17 protein-coding genes are annotated in these 17,465 nt (G+C 57.0%); 16 read left to right on the top strand and 1 reads right to left on the bottom strand.

Annotation, left to right across the window (positions count from 1 at the left end; translation table 11 throughout):
* Window positions 1-86: 86 nt before the first annotated feature.
* The 10 genes from QWJ10_RS02785 (at window position 87) to QWJ10_RS02740 (ending at window position 10,073) form a co-directional block, all read left to right on the top strand.
* Entirely contained in the window at window positions 87-707 is a 621-nt protein-coding gene (locus QWJ10_RS02785) for an NUDIX domain-containing protein (protein WP_010797080.1), read from the top strand.
* Window positions 698-1,153: a DUF1249 domain-containing protein gene (locus QWJ10_RS02780; protein WP_289924200.1), complete on the top strand. Its 456-nt coding sequence runs from the start codon at window positions 698-700 to the stop codon at window positions 1,151-1,153. Before QWJ10_RS02785 ends, QWJ10_RS02780 begins: the two co-directional genes overlap by 10 nt.
* A 280-nt stretch (window positions 1,154-1,433) precedes the next feature.
* Window positions 1,434-2,249, top strand: coding sequence for a 3',5'-cyclic-AMP phosphodiesterase (gene cpdA, locus QWJ10_RS02775; RefSeq protein ID WP_037029997.1), 816 nt, complete (start codon window positions 1,434-1,436; stop codon window positions 2,247-2,249).
* 68 nt (window positions 2,250-2,317) lie between these two features.
* Window positions 2,318-2,926 (top strand): YqiA/YcfP family alpha/beta fold hydrolase, encoded by a 609-nt coding sequence (locus tag QWJ10_RS02770; protein WP_289924199.1) that lies wholly within the window; start codon window positions 2,318-2,320, stop codon window positions 2,924-2,926.
* Between the two features lie 5 nt (window positions 2,927-2,931).
* Window positions 2,932-4,830: a DNA topoisomerase IV subunit B gene (parE, locus tag QWJ10_RS02765; protein ID WP_289924198.1), complete on the top strand. Its 1,899-nt coding sequence runs from the start codon at window positions 2,932-2,934 to the stop codon at window positions 4,828-4,830.
* A complete protein-coding gene (locus QWJ10_RS02760; protein WP_289924197.1) occupies window positions 4,827-5,816 on the top strand; it encodes an esterase-like activity of phytase family protein in 990 nt (329 codons plus the stop codon). Before parE ends, QWJ10_RS02760 begins: the two co-directional genes overlap by 4 nt.
* Window positions 5,813-6,340 carry a TIGR02281 family clan AA aspartic protease gene (locus QWJ10_RS02755; RefSeq protein WP_122043432.1) on the top strand — a complete coding sequence of 176 codons (528 nt, stop codon included), beginning with the start codon at window positions 5,813-5,815 and terminating at the stop codon, window positions 6,338-6,340. Before QWJ10_RS02760 ends, QWJ10_RS02755 begins: the two co-directional genes overlap by 4 nt.
* Before the next feature lie 5 nt (window positions 6,341-6,345).
* Window positions 6,346-8,598 (top strand): DNA topoisomerase IV subunit A, encoded by a 2,253-nt coding sequence (parC, locus tag QWJ10_RS02750; protein WP_010797087.1) that lies wholly within the window; start codon window positions 6,346-6,348, stop codon window positions 8,596-8,598.
* A gap of 104 nt (window positions 8,599-8,702) precedes the next feature.
* Entirely contained in the window at window positions 8,703-9,410 is a 708-nt protein-coding gene (locus tag QWJ10_RS02745; RefSeq protein ID WP_150348013.1) for an ABC-type transport auxiliary lipoprotein family protein, read from the top strand.
* An 84-nt stretch (window positions 9,411-9,494) separates the two neighbouring features.
* Complete coding sequence (locus QWJ10_RS02740) at window positions 9,495-10,073, top strand: LON peptidase substrate-binding domain-containing protein (protein ID WP_125887222.1); 579 nt, start codon at window positions 9,495-9,497, stop codon at window positions 10,071-10,073.
* Window positions 10,074-10,082: 9 nt separating this feature from the next.
* Here the strand turns inward: QWJ10_RS02740 and QWJ10_RS02735 are convergent, their stop codons facing one another.
* Window positions 10,083-11,405, bottom strand: coding sequence for a bifunctional DedA family/phosphatase PAP2 family protein (locus QWJ10_RS02735; protein WP_074823033.1), 1,323 nt, complete (start codon window positions 11,403-11,405; stop codon window positions 10,083-10,085).
* 241 nt (window positions 11,406-11,646) lie between these two features.
* Here QWJ10_RS02735 and QWJ10_RS02730 point away from each other — a divergent pair, with 241 nt between their 5' ends.
* From QWJ10_RS02730 to rodA, 6 genes are read left to right on the top strand one after another with little or no spacing between them, the layout of a single operon-like run.
* On the top strand, window positions 11,647-12,906 hold the full coding sequence (locus QWJ10_RS02730) for a glutamate-5-semialdehyde dehydrogenase (protein WP_289924196.1): 1,260 nt from the start codon (window positions 11,647-11,649) through the stop codon (window positions 12,904-12,906).
* Entirely contained in the window at window positions 12,906-13,550 is a 645-nt protein-coding gene (gene nadD, locus QWJ10_RS02725; RefSeq protein ID WP_010797092.1) for a nicotinate-nucleotide adenylyltransferase, read from the top strand. Before QWJ10_RS02730 ends, nadD begins: the two co-directional genes overlap by 1 nt.
* A gap of 21 nt (window positions 13,551-13,571) precedes the next feature.
* On the top strand, window positions 13,572-13,922 hold the full coding sequence (rsfS, locus tag QWJ10_RS02720) for a ribosome silencing factor (RefSeq protein ID WP_010797093.1): 351 nt from the start codon (window positions 13,572-13,574) through the stop codon (window positions 13,920-13,922).
* An 8-nt stretch (window positions 13,923-13,930) separates the two neighbouring features.
* Complete coding sequence (rlmH, locus tag QWJ10_RS02715; protein ID WP_010797094.1) at window positions 13,931-14,398, top strand: 23S rRNA (pseudouridine(1915)-N(3))-methyltransferase RlmH; 468 nt, start codon at window positions 13,931-13,933, stop codon at window positions 14,396-14,398.
* A gap of 18 nt (window positions 14,399-14,416) precedes the next feature.
* Window positions 14,417-16,306 (top strand): penicillin-binding protein 2, encoded by a 1,890-nt coding sequence (gene mrdA, locus QWJ10_RS02710; protein ID WP_239381880.1) that lies wholly within the window; start codon window positions 14,417-14,419, stop codon window positions 16,304-16,306.
* A 38-nt stretch (window positions 16,307-16,344) separates the two neighbouring features.
* Window positions 16,345-17,448 (top strand): rod shape-determining protein RodA, encoded by a 1,104-nt coding sequence (gene rodA, locus QWJ10_RS02705; protein WP_019364043.1) that lies wholly within the window; start codon window positions 16,345-16,347, stop codon window positions 17,446-17,448.
* Window positions 17,449-17,465 lie beyond the last annotated feature (17 nt).

Below are 17,465 nucleotides of genomic sequence, written 5' to 3'. Positions count from 1 at the left end.
CGGGCGGTACTGCCAAGGGGCTGCATCCTTCAAGCGGTCACGCTAGGATGGCGCGATTGTCACGACTGAAGTCCGGAGAGGCTTAGATGAGCGAAAACGTAAAGTCAGCCCCAGGCGACTTCGAAATTGAGCGCCGCGAAGAGTGTTTCAAAGGGTTTTATCGCGTAGACCGTCTATATTTACGGCATCGGTTGTTTTCCGGCGAAATGGGTCGCCGGTTGGATCGGGAGCTTTTTGTTCGGCACGATGCGGTCTGCGTACTGCCCTACGATCCCAAGCGGGATAAGGTAGTGCTGGTAGAGCAGTTCAGGGTTGGGGCCATTGATAAAAGTGATAATCCGTGGCTGCTTGAGCCGATAGCCGGGCTGATCGACAAGAGCCATGAGGTGCCCGAAGAGGTCGCTCATCGCGAAGCGCAAGAAGAGGCTGGTCTGGCCTTGCAATCGCTATGGCCCATCTCCACTTACTTCCCCTCTCCAGGTGGCAGTGATGAGCTGGTGCATCTCTTCCTGGCCCGTGTGGACAGCGACGAGGCTGGCGGTGTGCACGGCTTGCCTGAAGAAGGGGAAGATATTCGTGTTCACGTCATGCCTTTTGAGGATGCGCTGGACGCCGTCAAGAATGGAAAAATCAATAACGCAGCGGCAATGATTGCCTTGCAATGGCTGGCGCTCAATCGCGCCGAGGTACGTGGTTTATGGGTTTGAAAGGGCGGGATCGCTACCGAGTTGACTTGCCGGGGCTGCAGGCCACGTGCGAGTCCAACTACCTGCGACTGATGCAGCTTCTTCCCAAGATGCGCGAGGCACTGATTTCCCGTCGTGTGGCGCTTTCGCAGGGAGAAAAGCTGTTGGGCATACTAGCCTTGGAAGTGACCGAGGCGTGTCCATATACAACAACACTGCACGTCAGCCAGGAGCTTGGGCTTCCCTGGTTGCCTGTGCCCAGGCTTGAAGTGCGTGTTTACCATGATGCACGCATGGCAGAGGTCATCAGCGCGGGGCCGACCCGCCGGCTACAGGCAATCTATCCGTATCCGAACGAGCTGATGAACCATCCTGACGAAAAGACGCAGCTGAATCTGTTTCTAGGCGAATGGTTGAGCCACTGCATGGCATGCGGACACGAGTCCGAACCTGTTCTGCAGCGTTGATTACCGCTTTGTCCTCCGGCGTGCGTGTCTCGCCGCCATAGAAACTCCCAGCCACGGATCGATACACAAATAATGGCTTTGTGCTAGCATTTAATTTGATGCTGCCACCGTCGCCTGCTGCCGTAAAATGACCTTTTGTCGCTGCGTGATGTAATAGCTTGTCAAACAGGGGTCGGCATACAGTTCATCGGTTACAAGTGTGAACTGTGCACCATCTGTTAGGTGCGCTTACATGCACTCTCTACACTTTGATTTGTTGTAGACGCCGCGATTCAAGGAGATGGCTTTGGCTACGTCGCCAGATTTCCTCGCTGCACCGCTTGTGGTCCAGCTTACCGATAGTCACCTGTTTTCCTCTCCCGAGGGGCGCCTGTTGGGGTTGGATACCCGCTATAGCCTGGAACAGGTTGTAGAGCGCGTACGAGCCGAGCAGCCGACGATAGACCTGATACTGGCCAGCGGAGACCTGGCACAGGAAAGTACGCCCGAGGCCTACCAGTCCTTCAAGGAGCTTACGGCTTGCCTTGATGCGCCTGCCCGCTGGTTGCCGGGCAACCATGACAAGGTCAAGGTGATGCAGACCTTCTGTGCCGGAACAGACCTCATGGACCCCGTGCTCGATATGGGGCAGTGGCGGCTGATCATGCTGGATTCGACCATTAATGGTGCCGTGCCCGGGCGGTTCGACCAGGAGCAGCTCGAGCTGCTCGAAAAGGCACTGAGCGAAGCACCGGATCGACACGTGCTGGTGTCTTTCCATCACCACCCTGTTCAGGTGGGCTGCCAGTGGATGGAGCCGTTAGGGGTTCTCAATCCTGAGGCGCTTTTTGAAGTGCTGGATCGGTATTCGCAGGTGCGCGTCATTCTCTGGGGCCATATCCATCAGGAGTTCGATCAGATACGTAACGGCGTACGCCTGTTGGCATCACCGTCAACAGGGCTGCAGTTCGAGCCGAACAGCGTTGATTTCAAAGTGGGCATGCAAGCCCCAGGCTACCGTTGGCTCAGGCTATTACCGGACGGTACGATTGAAACCGGCATCTCGCGGGTAGAAGGTGTGGATTTCAATGTGGATTTCCAGGGCAGTGGTTATTAACCGATAGGCCTTCAAGAGCAGCCAAAAAAAGGTTAATATAGCACTGGTTATTTATACAGGATTAACCAGTGCCTTCTGTACTGTATATCCACGGCTTCAATAGCTCGTCGGCTTCCCTCAAAGCCCGCCAGCTCCATGCCTGCATGCAGCGGCTCGGCCTGCAGGGGTGCGTTCGCGCGCCTGATCTTCATTATGACCCTGTTATTGCCATGTCTCAGCTTGAGACATCTCTGGCTGCTTTGGGCCAGCCTTTACTGGTCGGCAGTTCATTAGGCGGCTACTATGCCACCGTTCTTGCCGAGCGTTATGGCCTGAAGGCTCTACTGGTTAATCCGGCAGTGCGCCCCTGGCGTTTGATCGATGCTTATCGGGGGCCGCAGAAAAACTACTACAGCGGTGAGGAGTGGGTATTGACGGACGCTCACGTTGACGCGCTGGCGGCGCTCGATGTGGGCGCGCCTCAGGATCCTTCCCGCTACCAGGTGTGGCTGCAGACGGCTGACGAGACGCTCGACTATCGCGACGCCCAGGCGCTTTATCAAGGATGTGCATTGCGCATCGAAGCGGGTGGAGACCATGGTTTCCAGAACTTCGCTGAAAGGCTGCCTTCGCTATTGTCCTTTGCCGGTTTCTCGCCTGTCTTGTGGCATGGCATCGATTTTTCGACTTTCAAATAGAGATTATGGCCCAGCAAAACGCCTATACTGCAGAAGCTATCGAGGTCCTGTCCGGACTGGATCCGGTGCGCAAGCGCCCGGGCATGTACACCGACACGACTCGTCCCAATCACCTGGCGCAGGAAGTGATCGATAACAGTGTCGACGAGGCGCTGGCCGGTCATGCCCGTAGTGTGCAGGTCATCCTTCATGAGGATAACTCTCTGGAAGTGCTCGACGACGGTCGTGGTATGCCAGTCGACATCCATCCGGAAGAAGGCGTATCAGGCGTCGAATTGATCCTGACCAAACTGCACGCCGGCGGTAAGTTTTCCAACAAGAGCTACCAGTTCTCCGGTGGCTTGCACGGGGTGGGTATTTCTGTAGTGAATGCGCTGTCCACCCGTGTCGAGATCAAGGTCAAGCGTGATGGCAGCGAGTATGCCATGGCATTTGCCGATGGCTTCAAGGCGAGTGAGCTGGCCGTAGTGGGCAGTGTCGGCAAGCGCAACACCGGCACCAGCGTTCATTTCTGGCCTGACCCCAAATACTTCGACTCGCCAAAGTTTTCTGTCAGCCGGTTGAAGCATATTCTCAAGGCAAAGGCCGTTCTCTGCCCTGGCCTTGCGGTCAGTTTCGAGGACAAGGCCAGCGGTGAGCGTATCGAGTGGCATTATGAAGATGGCCTACGCTCCTATCTGGTTGATGCGGTAGGTGACGCCTTACGCCTGCCGGAGGCTCCGTTCTTCGGCAGCCTGGCGTCAGACAAGGAAGCCGTCGACTGGGCGCTCTTGTGGTTGCCTGAAGGCGGTGAGTCGGTTCAGGAAAGCTACGTCAACCTAATCCCTACTGCCCAGGGTGGAACGCACGTCAATGGTCTGCGTCAGGGGCTGCTCGACGCCATTCGTGAGTTCTGCGAGTTTCGCAATCTCTTGCCCCGTGGTCTCAAGCTTGCGCCCGAGGATATCTGGGAGCGCATCGCCTTCGTCCTGTCGATGAAGATGCAGGAGCCTCAGTTCTCTGGCCAGACCAAGGAGCGTCTCTCCTCGCGTGAGGCTTCAGCGTTCGTCTCGGGCGTCGTTAAAGATGCCTTCAGCCTTTGGCTTAATGCCAACCCAGAGCTAGGGCTGCAAGTGGCAGAACTGGCCATCAATAATGCCGGGCGTCGTCTGAAGGCGGGCAAGAAGGTTGAGCGTAAGAAGATCACTCAAGGCCCCGCACTGCCCGGTAAGCTCGCGGACTGCGTAGGGCAGGAGCCGCTGCGCTGTGAGCTGTTCCTGGTTGAGGGGGACTCGGCAGGTGGTAGCGCCAAACAGGCTCGCAACAAGGAGTTCCAGGCGATCATGCCGTTGCGCGGCAAGATCCTGAACACCTGGGAAGTCGATGGAGGTGAGGTTCTGGGTAGCCAGGAGGTTCATGACATCGCGGTTGCGATTGGCGTGGACCCCGGTGCAGCGGACCTTTCCCAGCTACGGTACGGTAAAATCTGCATCCTGGCGGATGCCGACTCTGACGGTCTGCATATCGCCACGCTGCTGTGTGCCCTGTTTGTGCGCCACTTCCGACCGTTGGTGGAGGCCGGGCATGTCTATGTCGCCATGCCTCCCCTGTATCGGATTGACCTGGGTAAGGAGGTCTACTATGCGCTGGATGAGGCCGAGCGAGACGGTATCCTTGATCGCCTTGCGGCCGAGAAGAAGCGTGGCAAGCCACAGGTGACCCGATTCAAGGGGCTGGGTGAGATGAACCCGCTTCAGTTGCGTGAGACCACGATGGATCCCAATACGCGACGGCTGGTGCAGCTTACCCTGGAGGACACCCCTGGAACGCTCGAAATCATGGATATGCTGTTGGCAAAAAAACGCTCTGGGGATCGCAAAAGCTGGCTGGAGAGCAAGGGGAACCTGGCTGAGGTGCTTGTTTGAGTAAGCACTGGCGCCTGTGGGCTCTGTTAATACTGCTAGGTCTCGGTCTGCAGCAGGCCAGGGCAGCAGAAGAGCTGCGCCTGGAAGCAGAATACCCTGTTGAAGGGATGCGAGGCGGCAATCTATCCGGCCTGGCCCTGTGCAAGGGTGAGTTCTGGACGGTATCGGATCGCGATGATGATCAATATTATCGTCTGGACTCGAGCGGCGAGATCTGGAAGGCCGAAGCTCATCCGATTTCGGCAGGCCCTCCGCCGTCAGCAGGGCTGCCTTGGAACCTTCGCCTGTTTGTCCGCCTTGCAGAGTACAAGCGAGGCGGGACGGTCGATCTTGAGGGCATCACCTGTGATGAGGCGGGTAACCGTTATCTGGTCAGCGAAGGTTACGCGGCAGTATTGCTCGATCCTGTGCAGGGTGGTCAGTCCTGGCTGAAGCTGCCCTGGAACCTGATGTCACAGGCAAACCGTCATGGCCTGCTTACACACTTCAATTCCATTTATGAAGGCATCTCCGTAAGCCCGGATGGCCAGCAGATCTGGCTGGCAGCAGAGCGGCAGCGCCGCGGAATCCTGACGCTGTTCAAGCAGGGCGATAAGTGGGTCTGTCATGGTAGCTGCGTCATGTTTGCCGAGGGGGGGACCACACCGATTCCGCCTGCGTTGGGTAAGCGCGGCCCGTTACCTGTCGACTTTTCCGACATGGTCTATTACCACGGAAAGCTCTTTACCCTGGAGCGTGCGGCTCATCAACTCTGTCGTCGTAGCGCCCAGTCGGGTATTGCCGAACGCTGTTGGTCATTCGCTAAAACACTGCTGGCCCCTGTTCGGCATTACCGGCAGAACTGGGGATTGGCCGAGGCGCTATGGATAGACGAGCGAGGCGCCTGGATTGGCCTGGATACCGGTGATCTGGCGCGCGAGGATGGTGACAAGCGGCCTTACGTTCTGCATTACGCTGCACCCGCCGCGGGCTGGGACGCACCGTGAGTCATCAGACGGCAGGTCAGCGTGCCGGACGCGTCATGCTCTTTCTTGCGTGGGGGGCAGGGCTATGGCTCTTGGCGCACTGGTTTGGCGGCCTTGAGCTGCAACGGCAGAACCCTAACCAGGTGCCTGTTTCCCAGCACGGCGATGGCTATATCGAGGTTAGTCTGGCCGGTAATGGTGCAGGACACTTTCTGGCCAACGGATCGCTGAATGGCAAGGACGTCACCTTTGTAGTCGATACGGGCGCAACTGATGTTGCCCTGTCGGCTGAGCTGGCGGCCACGCTGAAACTGCCCCATGGCGGCCCTGTTCTGTTGAGCACAGCCAATGGTCGGGCCCAGGGCTGGCGTACCCGTATCAATGAGCTTCGATTGGGCGATATCGTGCTGCACGACGTACGTGCGCTGGTTGCGCCCAATATCGATGGTGATCAGGTGCTGCTTGGTATGAGCGCCCTGCGCCAACTTGAATTCACCCAGCGCGGCGGCACCTTGCTGCTGCGCCAGTATACGAAACAAGAGTAAACCGCATGAGCGACTCTCTCGATCTGAGTATGGACGGTGTAGAACGCCGTTCGCTGGCCGATTTTACCGAGCAGGCGTACCTGAATTATTCCATGTACGTCATCATGGACCGAGCCCTTCCTCATATCGGCGACGGTTTGAAGCCTGTGCAGCGGCGCATCATTTATGCGATGAGCGAGCTTGGCCTGAGCGCCGATGCCAAGCACAAAAAGTCAGCCCGTACCGTAGGCGATGTGCTGGGTAAGTACCATCCGCATGGCGACAGTGCCTGCTACGAGGCCATGGTGCTCATGGCGCAGCCATTCTCCTACCGGTATCCACTGGTTGATGGCCAAGGCAACTGGGGCGCCCCTGACGATCCCAAATCGTTTGCCGCCATGCGTTATACCGAGGCGCGGCTGTCCCGCTATTCCGAAGTCCTGTTAACTGAGCTGGGGCAGGGTACTGTGGATTGGGTGCCCAATTTCGACGGCACCATGGATGAGCCCGCGGTATTGCCTGCTCGGCTGCCCAATCTGTTGCTCAACGGCACGACCGGTATCGCCGTAGGGATGGCTACCGATATTCCTCCCCATAACCTTCGGGAGGTCGCCGCCGCGTGTATCCGTCTGCTGGATGAGCCGCAGTCAACGGTTACTCAGTTGACCGAGCATGTGCCAGGTCCGGATTTTCCGACCGAGGCAGAGATCGTCACCCCACGTGCGGATCTTCTGAAGCTTTACGAGACAGGTCGCGGCTCCGTACGCATGCGTGCCGTATACCGCAAGGAAGATGGCGAGGTTGTCATCACAGCGCTGCCGCATCAGGTGTCGGGCGCCAAGGTGCTGGAGCAGATCGCTGCCCAGATGCAAGCCAAAAAGTTGCCGATGGTCGCTGACCTGCGTGACGAATCCGACCATGAAAACCCGACCCGTATTGTTGTCGTGCCACGCTCCAATCGGGTCGACCTCGACGAGCTGATGCAGCATCTGTTTGCCACAACCGATCTGGAGTCCAGCTATCGCGTAAACCTCAACGTGATCGGGTTGGATGGCAAGCCGCAGGTCAAGAACCTTCGGCAGGTATTGGGTGAGTGGCTGACGTACCGTATCGGCACTGTACGCCGTCGCCTGCAGTTCCGTCTGGACAAGGTCGAGCGCCGCTTGCATCTGCTCGAAGGTTTGATGATCGCCTTCCTCAATCTGGACGAAGTGATTCATATTATCCGTACCGAGGAGCAGCCCAAGGCTGTGCTGATGGCTCGTTTCGGGTTGAGCGAGACCCAGGCTGACTACATCCTCGATACCCGGCTGCGTCAGCTGGCGCGCCTGGAGGAAATGAAGATCAAGAGCGAGCAGGACGAACTCCTCAAAGAGCAGAAGCGACTTCAAGGGCTATTGGGCAGCGACAAGAAGCTACGCAAGCTAGTGCGCGATGAGCTGATCCAGGATGCCGAGGCGTATGGCGATGAGCGGCGTTCGCCGATTGTCGAGCGTGCGGAAGCGCGCGCGTTGTCTGAAACCGAACTTATGCCTACTGAGCCGGTAACGGTTGTCCTGTCTGAAAAGGGATGGGTTCGCAGCGCCAAAGGGCACGACATCGATGCCACCGGCCTTTCCTACAAGGCGGGAGATGGATTCAAGGCCGCGGCGCCAGGGCGATCTAATCAGTTTGCCGTCTTTATCGACTCCACGGGGCGAAGCTATTCACTGGCTGCACATTCGCTGCCTTCTGCGCGGGGACAAGGTGAGCCCTTGACGGGGCGTCTTACGCCGCCGCCGGGCGCTACGTTCGAAACGGTACTTCTGCCGGATGACGGGCAGCTGTATGTCATGGCATCCGATGCAGGATATGGGTTCGTTGTCAAAGGCGAAGATCTGCAGGCCAAGAACAAGGCGGGCAAGGCCTTGATTAACTTGCCGGCGGGGGCGCAGGTCATGGTGCCTAAGGTGGTTCGCAATGCTGAGCAGGATCTGCTTGCAGCAGTTACGACTGAAGGGCGTCTGCTGGTCTTCAATGTGTCTGATCTGCCTCAGCTGGCCAAGGGTAAAGGCAACAAGATCATTGGGATTCCCGGTGATAAGGTCGCCAGTCGTGAAGAGTACATGGTGGGCTTTGCCATCGTACCGCCAGGTGGTCAGCTGGTGTTGCAGGCAGGCAAGCGGACCCTGTCCCTCAAGGGCGATGACCTTGAGCATTACAGAGGTGAGCGCGGGCGTCGCGGCAACAAACTGCCACGCGGTTTCCAGCGTGTTGATGCCTTGGATGTCGAGATTTGATCGGATTGGCTGGAAGATGGCGTAAAATTCTAGGATGATTCGCCGTCTGTTTTCGTCCGACGTAATCGGTTTCAGCCAGGACGTGGCTCGACAGTAGGTACTCAATGAAGCGAACGTGTTTGATGGCATTGCTTGCAGCTACCATGACCTTGGGTCTGGGCGGCTGCGCTAGCCTATATCCGGCTCATTATTATCAGCTGGACAGCGGGACGGCTTCGGTTCCCAAGACCAGGGCCGGCACCGCCGTGCAAATTCGCAGCCTGAACATTGCCAATTATCTGCAGCACGACACCCTGCTGCAGCGGCACCCCGATGGTTCCTTATCGGACAGCAAGGCGCGCTGGGCAGGCTCTCTCACTGATGATATGCAGCATGTACTGCTCCGTCAGATGGCGTGGCGTCTCAACAGTAACAGGGTCGTGATAGGAGATGCCCCCGAAGGGTACAAACCTGAGATCATGGTTGAACTGGAGATTTCTCGCCTGGACTCCGGCCCGAAGCAGTCTGCTGTCCTCGATGCACGCTGGCACCTGCTGGATAGTAATGAAAAGCTCAGGGGCAGTCGGATGGTTCACCTTGAGGAGAATCACAACGGAACCGAAGCTGATCAGGTCAGAGCCCAGAGCCTTCTGCTGCAGCAGCTGGCCAAGCAGCTATCCGGTGCGGTCATTGCAGCTGAGCAGGCGTCCAGGAAGGCCGCCAAGTCATCTTCCAGGCAGCCCAGGACACAAGTGGCTCAAGAAGTTGAGGCACCCGCAAAGCTTCCCAAGATCATTCCCATTCGTACGGGTGCGGAAGTTTATCGCTTCTAAATGTGACGTTTTTCGGGTCCGCCATTGCACGTGGCGGACTTAAAGGCGTCAATAGGCAATCCTGACGATAGATCGAGATGCCTTATGAAGCTTCCCTTGTTTCCCCTGTCGACCACGCTTTTTCCAGGCTGCCCCTTGGATCTGCAGCTGTTCGAGCCTCGCTACCTCGACATGATCAGTCGCTGTCTCAAGCAGAACATCGGTTTTGGTGTGGTGACTATCCTTGAAGGAGAGGAAGTGGGTGCTGCACCAACCCGTCTAGGAGGCTTCGGTTGCGAAGCGGTAGTCAGGGACTGGCAGCAGCAGTCCAATGGGTTGCTGGGCGTCAGAGTCGAGGGTGTACGGCGGTTTCGACTGTTGGATACCGAAGTTCAGGATGATCAGCTGACTATGGGTACGGTTGAATGGCTGGACGAGCCGGCCGAGCGCCCTTTGAGCGATCAGCATGATGACTTGGCTGCCCTGTTGCAGGCATTGGCCGAGCATCCTATGGTGGCTGCGCTGGATCTGGATGGGACGGCCAATGGGCAGCGCGAATTGGGTTACCAGCTAGGATACCTGCTGCCTTTTACACCTGATCAGAAAAACGAGCTGCTTTCGCTTGACGATCCAGGTGAGCGCCTGGATCGCCTTCATGAACTGCTGTCCAGCCTGCAGGAGTGAGGTGGGCTATTACGTAGCAGGCATATAGCGTTCTATGGCAACTGGCAAGGCCCAGGCGGCTGCAAAGGTGAAGACCGCAAGTATGATTGGAATGAATATCCACCAGAAGCGAAGCGTCAGCGGCTGAAGCCTTGCCTGCCGTTGCATGACAGCCAGACTCAGGGCGCAGAAACTGCCCGCCAACAGTGCTCCTGCCAGGACATCGGTGGGCCAATGCACGCCCAGGTAGACACGCGTTGTAGCAATCGTGAGAGCGGGCAGGGCGGCTACGGCCAGCCATGTCAGTCTCACTCGCGGGGATTGGCCGCGCGAGACAAGAATACCCAGGGTCAGGAAGAAGGCAAACGATGCCGAGCTATGTCCGCTAGGCAAACTATAGGTTGTCAGTGGTTCGGCCAGGATGTCTGGACGCGCTCGCGCCAGCAGGTTTTTCAGTGTGCCGTTGGCCACCGCCGTTCCCAGCAATGAGCCCAGGGAAAAGAACATACCGCGCCACTGGCGCATCGCTCCCAGCAGCACGATCAGAATGATTGCCACGACCAATTGGGTTCGGAAGTCGCCCAGGCGGGTAATGATGACCGCAACACTGTTCAGGTAGGGCTGCCGGTGCTCCTGAACGAGGGTCATGATGCCTTCATCCAGCGAACGCAAATGCTGCCAGCCCAGTAACAAGGCAAGCAGAAGCACAAAGGTCAGCACAGCAATCATAAAGGTCGAGCCGCTGCGCTCGCGCAAGGTGGCATGCATGATGAATACAAGCAAAACGGCTGCACTGCCGGCTATGATTCCGGCTTGGGGCCAGAAGTCAGGCGGCAGAGGAAGGCGAAAGGCCGCACCGGTCATCCAGCCCGGGAGCAGGTATACAATCGACCAGCCTGCCGCGGCGATGAGGCTGACGACCGTAAAGCGGATAACAGGCATGTCCAGCATTCCAGCAATCATGGGCAGCATGGGCCTCAGCGGCCCAATGAAGCGGCCTATCAACAAGCTGGTAATGCCGTTGCGCTGGAAAAAGGTCTCTGCTGACGAAATCCATTCTGGATGGGTGCGCAGCCCGGGAAGGCTCCGGATATTCTGATGGAATCGTCTGCCCAGATAATACGAGGCGGCATCCCCCAGCAGACCACCCAGGTAGCCCAGGATAAGGGTCTCGCTAAGACCCAGCACACCGCTGCCTGCCAGTACGCTGATGCCAAACAGGGCAAAGGTGCCAGGCACCAGTAGGCCTGCCAGTGCGAGGCATTCGAGAAAGGCCGTGATGAATACGGCAGCTCCCAACCAATGGGGATGCGCACTTAACCAGGCATTCAGGTCGGCAAGAAAGGCTGTCATGAGAGAGAGGGTAGGTCCTTTGCTATAACGCGTTTTCGACTAATCTGGCGATGAGCGGTTCAGTAGGCGTTATGTGGAATAGAAACCGGTTCGCCGTCTCGATAATACCCAGGCGCTTCCGTTTCGGGTCCAGGGCTGAAGCGTTAAAGCTTTTCAATCTATGACGGCTGCATGTCATGACTGTCCGTCTTGGGTTTACCCCGGTATAATTGTTTAATTTTCAGCCAAACTCATTTTTGCCATGACCGAGTCCGTGCACGACTATATGACCCGCTTGGGCCGTGCGGCCCGTGAAGCTTCGCGCCTTTTGGCCAGAGCTTCGACTGCACAGAAGAACAATGCGCTTCTGTCTGTTGCAGATGCGCTGGATCGTGCGCGACCGTTACTGGTTGAGGCCAATGAGAGAGATCTGGCAGCAGGTCGCGTAGCAGGACTCGACTCAGCACTGCTGGATCGTCTGGCGCTGACCCCTGCGCGTATCGATGGCATGATCGCTGGATTGCGTCAGGTTGCCGCCTTGCCGGATCCTGTGGGGGCTATCCGTGATATGAGCTATCGCCCTTCAGGTATTCAGATCGGTAAGATGCGTGTCCCGTTGGGTGTCATTGGCATCATTTACGAGTCACGTCCCAATGTGACCATCGATGCGGCCAGCCTGTGTCTGAAGTCCGGTAACGCCACGATTCTGCGGGGTGGCTCCGAAGCCATTCACTCCAATCGGGCTATTGCGCTGTGCATCCAGGAAGGGCTTGCTTCGGCAGGATTGCCAGCAGCAGCGGTTCAGGTTGTCGAAACAACGGATCGTGCTGCGGTTGGTGCCCTGATCACCATGCCCGAATATGTAGATGTGATCGTTCCCCGGGGCGGTAAAGGGCTGATTGAGCGAATCAGTCAGGATGCTCGGGTTCCTGTGATCAAGCACCTGGATGGTATCTGCCACGTTTATGTGGACGAGTATGCCGATGTGGAAAAGGCGCATCGCATTGCACTCAATGCCAAGTGCTATCGCTATGGTATCTGCGGGGCGATGGAAACCCTTCTGGTGCAAGCCGCAGTTGCCAATGCCTTTTTGCCGAACATGGCTGCCTCGTTGCGGGAAAAGGGCGTGGAACTCAGGGGATGTGAGCGCACGCGTGATATCATCAATGCCGTCCCTGCTCATGATGCGGACTGGAGTACTGAATATCTGGCTCCTGTTCTGTCAATCAAGGTAGTGGCCGACATCGAAGAGGCTATTACACATATCAACCATTATGGCTCGCATCACACCGATTCCATTGTAACGGAGCACTTGGGTCGTTCGCGGCAGTTCCTGGCGGAAGTGGATTCAAGTTCCGTGATGGTCAATGCGCCCACATGCTTTGCCGACGGGTTTGAATATGGACTCGGCGCAGAAATCGGAATTTCGACCGACAAGCTGCATGCCCGCGGACCGGTAGGGCTGGAAGGTCTTACCAGCGAAAAGTATATCGTCCTTGGTGACGGGCAAGTTCGTTCTTGATGGTCACACGTATCGGATTGTTCGGCGGCACTTTCGATCCGATTCACATCGGCCATTTGCGCAGTGCGCTGGAAGTGGCCGAACAGCTAGGGCTCGATGAGTTGCGGCTGATTCCCGGGGCGCGTCCACCTCATCGTAACGCTCCGCAGGTTTCGGCTCAGCAGCGGTTGGAAATGGTCAGGTTGGCTGTTGAAGGTGTCGAGTATTTGCGTGTGGATGATATTGAGTTTCGACGTGAACGCCCCTCCTATACGATCGAAACGCTTGAAGCGCTGCGCCGGGATATGGGGCCACATGTGCAGCTTTTACTGATGTTGGGCTGGGACGCCTTCTGTGGATTGCCAGGATGGCATCGATGGACTGAACTCCTGGATCATTGCCACATTCTGGTCCTGCAGCGTCCCGATGCGGACAGCGAGCCACCCCAGGCACTCTGTGATCTGATCGCTGCGCGTACGCAGTCCGATCCCCAGGCGCTTTCCGGGCCAGCGGGGCAGATCACCTACATCTGGCAGACGCCCCTGGCGGTATCTGCCACTCAAATACGGGGCCTGCTTGCTGCAGGAAAGTCGGTACGTTTCCTCGTGCCGGACGCGGTAATGAACTATATCGAAACGCACGGCCTGTACCGTGCTACGACTTGAATATGAGGTTTATACGTAGTTATGCAAAGTGAACAACTCGTTCAGCTCGCGGTTGACGCGCTGGAAGACATGAAAGCCCAAGACATTACCGTGCTGGATGTGCGCGACAAGACCAGCGTGACGGATGTCATGGTTATCGCCAGCGGCACCTCGAGCCGTCATGTGAAATCACTGGCGGATAACGTTGTGGAAAAGGTCAAGAAGAACGGCGTCCAGCCCTTGGGTAGTGAAGGGTTGGAAGCAGGTGAATGGGCACTGCTGGATCTGGGTGACGTTGTGGTGCACGTCATGTTGCCGGCTACCCGTGAATTCTATGATCTGGAGCGCCTCTGGCGCGGTGCAGAGCAAAGTCGCGCAGCCCATGGCGAGTAAGTGATACCGTGCGTGTGCGATTGATTGCTGTCGGCTCGCGCATGCCGCGTTGGGTCGAAGAAGGCTGGCAAGAGTACGTCAAGCGTCTCCCGCCTGAACTGCCTCTGGAACTGGTGGAAATTCCACTTAATACCCGAGGCAAGAATGCTGATGTGGCCAGACTTATCCGTCAGGAAGGTGAAGCCATGTTGGCAAAGGTTCAGCCTGGAGAGCGTATAGTAACGCTGGAGGTGGGCGGTCGACCGTGGAGCACGGAGCAACTGGCCGAAACACTTTCCCGCTGGCGACTTGATGCCCGTAACGTCAATCTCATGGTCGGTGGCCCGGAAGGGCTCGCGCCGGAGGTCATGGCGCGCAGTGAGCAGCGTTGGTCATTGTCACCCTTGACCTTGCCTCACCCGCTTGTACGTATTCTGGTCGGCGAGCAGATTTATCGAGCCTGGACGCTTTTGGCTGGGCACCCTTACCACAAGTAATCTCGTTTCCACTCGTCGATGCCGCAACCGATTCGTCTCAAGGACCACGAAAAAGACGCTCGCCAGGTCCGTTCGCGCGTGTTCATCGGCATGGCCGTGATTGCGTTTTTGTCGTGCCTGCTGGTAGCGCGTATGTACTACCTGCAGGTTATGCAGTACGACTATCACTCTACGCTTTCTGAAAACAACCGCGTGCACGTGCAGCCGATTCCGCCGACGCGGGGGCTGATCTATGACCGAAACGGGGTCATTCTGGCGGATAACAGGCCCAGCTTTAGCCTGACCGTGACACGTGAGCGGGCAGGTGACTGGAAGAAGACCCTCGACACGGTTGTTGAGGTGCTGGGGCTGCAATCTGAGGACAAGGAGCTCTTCGAAAAGCGAATGAAGCAGGGGCGGCGGCCTTTCGAGCCGGTTCCCATCCTGTTTGAGCTGACTGAAGACCAGATTGCCCGTATTGCGGTCAACCAGTTCAGATTGCCGGGCGTCGATGTCGCTGCCCAATTGGTACGGCATTATCCACTGGGTGAGCACTTTGCGCATTCGGTTGGATACGTCGGCCGTATCAACGAGCAAGAGCTGAAAAAGCTGGATCCGGTCAACTACAGCGGTACCCACCATATCGGCAAGACCGGCATCGAACGGTTCTATGAAAGCGAGCTTCATGGACAGGTAGGGTATGAAGAAGTCGAAACCAATGCGCGGGGGCGCGTGCTGCGTGTTCTGAATCGTACCGATCCAAAGCCTGGAAAGGATATCGTGCTGACGTTGGATGCCAACCTGCAGGCCGCTGCGGAGAAGGCTCTGGGAGGACGACGTGGAGCCATCGTCGCTATCCAGCCACGTACTGGGGAAGTGCTGGCCATGGTCAGTCAGCCCAGCTATGACCCCAATCTGTTCGTGGCCGGCATCAGTTTCAAGGATTATGCAGAGCTTCGCGACTCCATTGACCGTCCACTGTATAACCGCGTCTTGCGCGGTTTATACCCGCCAGGCTCCACCATCAAGCCTGCTGTAGCACTGTCTGGGTTGGATGCCGGTGTGGTGACACCCAGTACCCGGGTATTTGACCCGGGCTATTACCAGCTGCCCAATTACGATCACAAATATCGCAACTGGAACCACAGTGGTGATGGATGGGTGGATCTCGAAACCGCCATCATGCGTTCCAATGATACTTATTTCTATGATCTTGCCCACAAGATCGGCATAGATCGGCTGCATGATTACCTGAGCCGTTTTGGCGTTGGGCAGCGGGTCTCGCTGGATATGTTCGAAGAGGCTTCGGGCCTGATGCCCTCTCGGGAGTGGAAACGTGTCACGCGCCGTCAGGTGTGGTTCCCCGGTGAGACGCTGATCCTGGGAATTGGCCAGGGCTATATGCAGACAACGCCTTTGCAATTGGCTCAGGTCACCAGCCTCATTGCCACCCACGGTAAGTGGATTCGCCCGCATTTGGCCAAAACCATTGAAAATCAAAAGCCCGTTGATCCAAACCCGATGCCGGATATCCTGCTCAAGGACCCTGCGAACTGGGAGCGCGTCACTCAGGGCATGGAGGCGGTAGTTCATGCCGCACGTGGTACGGCGCACAAGATGGGCGCTACTGCCGCTTATAGAATCGCAGGCAAGAGCGGTACTGCACAGGTGGTCGCGATTCGCCAGAACGAGCGTTACAACTCCGCCGCGCTCAAGGAACGTCACCGTGACCATGCGCTGTTCGTAGGATTTGCGCCAGCTGACAACCCACAGATAGCCATCTCCGTCATGGTTGAAAACGGAGAATCGGGCAGCGGGATTGCTGCTCCCGTACTTAAGGAAGTGGCTGATGCCTGGCTGCTGGATGAAAACGGTAAGCTCAAGGCTGAATACGCCAAACCGGTTGTTGCGGAGTCAACCAAGCCATGAACACTAACTTCGACCGGACGATACCCGAAGGCGACGTCATGCGCCGCCGCTCCACCCTGCTGCAGCGGATGCACATTGATGGCCCATTGCTGTTGATATTGCTCATGCTCGGGGCTGTCGGTCTGTTTGTACTCTACTCAGCAAGCGGTAAAAGCTGGGACTTGGTGATCAAACAGGGCACATCGTTCGGGCTGGGTCTGGTGGCCATGATCGTGATTGCACAATTCGAGCCCCGCTTCATGGCTCGCTGGGTGCCGTTGGGTTATCTCATTGGGGTGGCACTACTGGTGGTCGTGGATGTCATGGGCCATAACGCCATGGGGGCTACCCGCTGGATCAATATTCCGGGAGTCATCCGTTTTCAGCCATCCGAATTCATGAAGCTGCTCATGCCCATGATGGTGGCCTGGTATCTGTCCAAGCGCAGCCTTCCTCCCAGCTTCAAGCATATTGTTGTCAGCCTGATCACAATCGGCATCCCCTTTGTGTTGATCCTTGATCAACCGGACCTTGGGACCGCCATGCTCATTCTCGCTTCGGGTGGCTTCGTCCTGTTCGTCGGAGGTATGCAGTGGCGCTGGCTTATCGGTGCAGTGGCGGCGGCGGCACCGGTTGCGGTAGCCATGTGGTTTTTCGTCATGCACGATTATCAGAAGCGGCGAGTACTAACGTTTTTGGATCCTGAAATGGACCCCCTAGGGTCTGGATGGAACATCATTCAGTCGAAAGCGGCCATTGGATCAGGTGGCGTATTTGGCAAAGGTTGGCTTCTGGGAACGCAATCTCATCTGGATTTTTTGCCCGAAAGCCATACGGACTTTATCATTGCCGTCCTCGGAGAAGAGTTCGGCATGGTCGGCGTATGTCTGCTGCTGTGCTTGTATCTGCTGCTGATAGGGCGAGGGCTGACGATTACCATCCAGGCGCAAACATTGTTTGGCAAGCTATTGGCTGGTAGCGTGACGATGACATTTTTCGTTTATGTCTTCGTCAATATTGGCATGGTCAGCGGTTTGCTGCCCGTGGTTGGAGTGCCGTTACCGTTTATCAGCTATGGCGGTACGTCCGTAGTGACGTTGCTGTGCGGTTTTGGAGTTTTGATGGCGATCCACACACATCGGAAGTGGATCGCCCAATCGTGATTTAAGTGAAGGACGCA

It is taken from the genome of Pseudomonas sp. WAC2 (genome assembly GCF_030403525.1).
GTDB classification, from domain to species: domain Bacteria; phylum Pseudomonadota; class Gammaproteobacteria; order Pseudomonadales; family Pseudomonadaceae; genus Chryseomonas; species Chryseomonas luteola.
Note: the sequence above shows the minus strand (reverse complement) of the source record. Positions and strands in the feature narration are given on the sequence as shown.